Below are 2,724 nucleotides of genomic sequence, written 5' to 3' on the forward strand. Positions count from 1 at the left end.
GGGTTTCCCCCTGTGAGAGTAGGACGCCGCCAAGCCATTTAAAAGATCAGCCATCCGGCTGGTCTTTTTTTGCGTCTTTTAATGATAAGAGTATCGAAAAAAGTAATGAAGCCATTTAAAAGTGGAAATAATTCTACTTTTTTCTTCTATTATTATATTGTTAGAATTTAGGGGCGCCTGATCTTTGAATTGTTGTGACATAAGGGGAGCCAAGATAGAAGGTGTCAGAATTAGAAAAAATACAAATGGTAAATAGTTTCAGGAGGCAATAGTAGAATTAGCCCCATTAATTACCTGAGAAGAGAATAAAGAGATACGGAAGGCCAAAAATCCCAATTCATCATTGTCCATGGGATACGAAAAAAACTTTAGATAGTCTTAACTGAAGACGCTCAAGTTACTTGAAAGTAAAGGCTTGAAAGTCCTTAGGTCTTTATGGGTATACTCCATATTTTTAAAACGTGGAACAACGAGCATTACGCAAGCACATATCAGCAACACCACAGACTGCTTTTACTTCTGTCTATAGTTTGTTCTTGGGCACTCGACAAGCGGCACTGGAGGATACAAGTAGATATCCCATTCTTGATACAATTGAAAAAACAAACAAAAATGCATGTTGGATTGATATCTAATATTTTGAATGCTGTATAAAGGACTATTTTATAAGTTTGACACTTGGAAGTTGACGAATCGTTAATGATAGATAATACTCCGACACGAGAGGGAGGGTTAGAGGCTGTATTGAAGTCTTTAATAATCCCGATCCCGCTAAAGCAATTTTTTGCTTTAGTGGCTTAATTGCTTTAGGCGTTATGCAAGGGTTAAGGATGAAAGGATTGATTCCTGATCAAGATATAGACATCGTAGGATTCGATAATTTCCAGTCGCAGAAATCAATGATCCTCCATTAACAACTGTTTCTTCATTTCCTCAACGTATGGGGAAAGAAGCTGCGGATCTTTTGTACAAAAAAATGGTGAATATTGATCATGAACAACAGCGTATTATATTAAATCCTGAACTGATTATAAAATCCTCCTAAAAAGAAAAAAAGGTGATTAGTTTACAGGAAGAGCTTATCGCTGTATTCTTTTCATCTTTTTTATTATTCTTTTCTAGGTTTTATTGGGCAATCAACTAATGGAATTACTTAAGTGGTTCGTAAATATCCCAGGCGACTTTCAATGAATCAACAATATAATCTGCTACCTCTTCGACATCAAGGTCATTCATATTCACTTTTGAATGATGATAGGAGTATATTTCCTGTCTAGTATTAAAAAGTTCTTCTATTTCTTCAAGGCTTCGACTTTGTAACACTGGTCTACTATCAATAAGCAACCCTATTCTCTCTTTCCAATAATCCCAAGATAAGTCAAGGTAGAAGACAATGCAATTAGATAAACAGATATTCCGTATATCCTCTTGTAAAAATGCCCCTCCTCCGACTGAAATGATTTTCAATTGTTGTTGACTAAAGCTTTCAATCACACTTTTTTCTTTTTCGCGAAAAGTTTTTTCCCCAAACTTCTTGAATATTTCCGTGGTGGGCATATTGAATTCCTTTTCAATTTCTTGATCTATATCAATAAAGTCCCTATATAATTTCCTCGCTACTTTCTGTCCGATCGTCGTCTTTCCTACACCCATAAAGCCAATAAAAACGATACTTTGCATCCTTAAAGATGTGTTTTTATTAATCATTTATAAATTCCTCCTTTTATAATGATTAAAAGTCTATCCTGAAATTTTTAAATATATTTATTATAGTATAAGGAAGTAAAATTGTAAAAAATTATTTAATATTTGGACAACGGTAGTGCGTGATATAAGCGGTTATTTCTAAAATCGTTAACCAGTGTTAAAGGAACAACATTTTAGTATTCGATAAACATCTCATTATTCATTTACCTTCATTTATTTAGATTATCATTGCCATACCTTGTTAGGTTGATTGGTCTTTTGGAAAGGCTGTTTTCACATACTTTGTTGCTATTTACCAGGTAGTGAGTTGTGGTTGATTTCCCCTCCAGATGCTCGCTTTCCGCGGGGCGGGCGGTGAGCCTCCTCGGCGTAAACGCCTGTGGGGTCTCACCTGTCCTGCTGCTCCCGCAGGAGTCTCGCACTTCCGCTCCAATCAACCTTAAATAGTTTCGTTTTAAAAACAACAATCTTTATGAAAAGAGCCTTTGGAAAAGCAGAGAGTAATCGATTTGGATAATTTATAAGGTTTTAAGGATATTGAAGGGGTGTGTTTTCAAATGGGTCTTTTTATTTTAATAAAATGGTTGTTGATTCTAGGGGAACCTACAAGGATTAAGTAGGGTTTTGGTGTAGAAGAAACCATGTTATGACTGGTACATTTAGTACTCCTATATAATTGAGTAAATCATTTAACAAGGAATTGCATGAAATTGGTTGACTTTATGGTACGAAAGGATTAATATAAATAAGCACCAACTAAGAAAAACAAAAAACTTCATCCGCTTTTGGCAGATTGCTAAAAGAAATAATAACTATTGACTTCTTACAATGAAAATGATAAGATGAAATGGTCGCTGAAAACGCAGCGATTTAAAATAAGTTAAAAACTTCGCAGAAGTTGACAACTAATCAATAAAGTGTTATGATGAATAAACAAGCTGTTCGAAAGAACGATTGTGAAAATTGCTCTTTGAAAACTGAACAAAACAAAGCGCCAACGTTAAATTTTAAGTGAGC

The 2,724-nt window shown here is 34.9% G+C and carries 2 protein-coding genes; one reads left to right on the top strand and one right to left on the bottom strand.

The genetic code is table 11. The annotated features are described in order from the left end of the window. The first annotated feature begins 940 nt into the window (after positions 1–940). Positions 941–1,045: a hypothetical protein gene (locus N9I19_RS24355; RefSeq protein WP_317779274.1), complete on the top strand. Its 105-nt coding sequence runs from the start codon at positions 941–943 to the stop codon at positions 1,043–1,045. A 104-nt stretch (positions 1,046–1,149) separates the two neighbouring features. On the opposite strand, the gene N9I19_RS24360 is transcribed toward N9I19_RS24355, so the two are convergent. Continuing rightward, complete coding sequence (locus N9I19_RS24360) at positions 1,150–1,707, bottom strand: shikimate kinase (RefSeq protein WP_061461263.1); 558 nt, start codon at positions 1,705–1,707, stop codon at positions 1,150–1,152. Positions 1,708–2,724: the final 1,017 nt, after the last annotated feature.

The sequence above is a fragment of the Peribacillus sp. CSMR9 genome (genome assembly GCF_033141925.1).
In the GTDB taxonomy this organism is placed as follows: domain Bacteria; phylum Bacillota; class Bacilli; order Bacillales; family DSM-1321; genus Peribacillus; species Peribacillus simplex_A.

Coding starts and splice junctions, on each gene's coding strand:
- N9I19_RS24355 (WP_317779274.1), top strand. CDS start 941: ATGGGGAAAGAAGCTGCGGATCTTTTGTACAAAAAAATGGTGAATATT.
- N9I19_RS24360 (WP_061461263.1), bottom strand. CDS start 1,707: ATGATTAATAAAAACACATCTTTAAGGATGCAAAGTATCGTTTTTATT.